Annotated in this window: 2 protein-coding genes and 1 tRNA gene; all 3 read left to right on the top strand. The window is 47.6% G+C overall.

The annotated features are described in order from the left end of the window. Positions 1 to 1031: PQQ-dependent sugar dehydrogenase (locus ACOJTG_RS04300; protein WP_420152686.1), on the top strand; the 1031-nt coding region annotated here is incomplete at its 5' end. Positions 1032 to 1098: 67 nt separating this feature from the next. Beyond that, positions 1099 to 1171 (top strand) — tRNA-Thr (locus ACOJTG_RS04295). Positions 1172 to 1395: 224 nt separating this feature from the next. Continuing rightward, positions 1396 to 2625 (top strand): phage integrase SAM-like domain-containing protein, encoded by a 1230-nt coding sequence (locus ACOJTG_RS04290; protein ID WP_420152685.1) that lies wholly within the window; start codon positions 1396 to 1398, stop codon positions 2623 to 2625. Positions 2626 to 2854: the final 229 nt, after the last annotated feature.

Here is a 2854-nt window from a genome sequence, read left to right as displayed (position 1 = left end):
GTGACGGATCGGGTCGTTTGTTCGTAACTGAACAAGTCGGACGTATACGCATCATCGATCAAAATAAACTCGTCGCCCAGCCTTTTCTGGATTTGACCAAGGTCGTTGTCAAAAACAACGGTTATGATGAACGCGGCCTGCTGGGGCTGGCTTTTCACCCACAGTACGCCAAGAATGGCAAGTTTTACGTGTACTACAGTGCCCGATCACAGGGCGGAGGCAATCACAAAAGTGTGATTCAGGAGTTTACGGTTTCAGGTAATAAAAATGTGGCCGATCCGCAAAGTGGGAAGCTGGTCCTGGAATTCAGCGAGCCGGAATCGAACCATAACGGTGGAGATTTAAAATTTGGTCCGGACGGATTCCTGTACATCGCCGTGGGTGACGGCGGCGGAGCGAATGACCGCCACGGCGAGCACGGCAACGGCCAGAACCTGAATACGCTGCTGGGCAAGATTCTGCGGATTGATGTCAATACAGCTCCCTATGCCATTCCTGCTGACAATCCGTTCAAGGCTCAGGCGGGGGCACGACCCGAGATTTACGCGTATGGTCTGCGGAATCCCTGGCGGATTAGTTTCGACAAGAGCAGTGGTAAGCTTTTCGCCGGTGACGTCGGACAAAATCAGTACGAGGAAGTAGATATCATTACGAAAGGCGGCAACTACGGCTGGCGGGCACGTGAGGCGTATCATCCCTTCAACGAGAAAGACCCCGATCCCAAAAATTACATCGACCCGATTACGGAGTATCCGCACAGCGAAGGCATCAGCATTACGGGGGGCTTTGTGTACCGGGGTAAGGCTATTTCGGCTTTGCAGGGCAAATACATCTTCGCCGACTGGTCGGGTCCAATCTGGTATCTGACGGAATCGAAGGGCAAAACCTGGCCCCGGGGCGTGGTACAACCGCGTAGCCGTCCGGCGAACTGGCAGGTATATAGTTTCGGTGAGGATGAGCAGGGTGAACTCTACGTTCTGGGGGTAAATACCGAGAACAACCGGGGCTTTTTATACAAATTCCAACCTTAAATCAAGAAAATATTGGTACAGGGCTTGACAAGGGCCTTTTTTAAACCCTATCTTTGTGCCACCAAACGCCTCCTTAGCTCAGTTGGTAGAGCGACGCATTCGTAATGCGTAGGTCGCAAGTTCAAGTCTTGTAGGGGGCTCAGAGAGTTCAAATAAGCTCAATTATCATTCTTTTAGGTACCTGTTCGCGACCCGAACAGGTTTTTTTTATGCCTTGCCCTCAAATACTTAGGTTTTTTCTCCCCTTTTTACTCAATCGGGTTACACCCCCGGGTGGCATAAACTACTTAGTTAAATACTGCCACCCGGCACGGTTTCTTGCGAATTAATAAGTACAGGATGGTTCGGAAGGGTTCGCAAGACCATGAAACGCAGACGAATCAGCATGATGACTGTCAGCCTTTGGAGGCATTTTTCCAACTCCACAAAAACCAAGTGTACCATTTATGCGAGAATCAAATACGAAGGCCAAAGGGCTGAACTCGGTTCAACTGGGATCAATATCCAAACTAGTGATTGGGACCATGAGGCAAAACGGGTACTTCCTACCCACCCGCAGCACCTTTCTATCAATCAGGACTTGCAGGAGCTTCTTAGCCGGATTGATATTGCTTACCAGGCCTTACGCAAATCAAATCGGCCGGTTAAGGCAGATACCATACTTCAGACTTACCGAGCCTTGTTTGAACCGCAAGTTGATCCTGCTCCTAAGATTGAGGTCTTAACGATCAAGGAAGTATTTCAACGTTGGATCAATCACCGGGAAGAAATTCTGGAGAACCAGCAGATAAAATACCCCACCTTCAAAAAGAACCGGGAGTCAAAAACGAAATTCTTGGAATATCTTACTGAGAAGGAAAAAGAAGCTGTAAAGGCCATTGATTTCAATCTACGAGCCGCCCAGCGATACCGTACCTGGTTGGAAAAGCAAGGATACGGATACCCACACATAAATAAGCTTATGAAAACCTTGCGTCAGGCCGTTCGTTGGGCCTATGAGGAAGAACTTACCGAGGTTAATTCCCTCGAAGGCTTACGGCTGAAGCGGGAAAAACTCAAACCCCCGGTTTTTCTTTTTACTGATCAGGTAGAAAACCTGAAAACCGTACCCTTCCAGTCAGAAGTACTGCAAAAGGTCGCTGACCTGTTCCTGATCTATTGCCGTACAGGCTTTCATTATTCAGACCTAAAGCTTGTCATCAAAGATTCTCATACAAAGGTTGGCAAAGGTTTTGCCGGTCTGGACTGGATCAGTCATGACCGGATGAAAACCGGCGTTACGGCCAAAGTACCTGTATTCGATGAAGTAAAACCTATCGTCGAAAAGTACGGTGGCTGGAATAAGCTCCCGTTACTTTCCAATCAGAAAATGAATGAATATTTGAAGATCATAGCAGCAGATCGAGGCCTTCCACCGAATATTTCGGTAAAGGTTGGCCGGAATACTTTAGCTGACTGGCTGCTGAACGAAAAGGGCTGGAGTAAGGAAGCCGTAAAAGTAATTATGGGTATTCGTACTGACTCAATTCTTGCCCGGTACGTACGAGCGGATGAACGGCGGGTTGTTCTGGAAATGAATAAGTTATCTCAATAAACACTAAAACTTTAAACTGATCCGACCGGACCGCCTGAGCCGGTCGAGATTGTAGACCGACTCAGGCGGTGATTTCGAAAAGAAACTTTAATAATGATAAGAGCCGTCCCTAAAGAGACGGCCCTTATTTTATATTTAATTTGCAATATCGGCCAGTTTCATACATCTACCAAGTTAGGATATGTTTCTCCGAGACTTTTCGCGATTTCACGTTCTTTCGTCAATACAT

Source organism: Siphonobacter sp. (assembly GCF_048595215.1).
GTDB lineage: Bacteria > Bacteroidota > Bacteroidia > Cytophagales > Spirosomataceae > Siphonobacter.
Note: the sequence above shows the minus strand (reverse complement) of the source record. Positions and strands in the feature narration are given on the sequence as shown.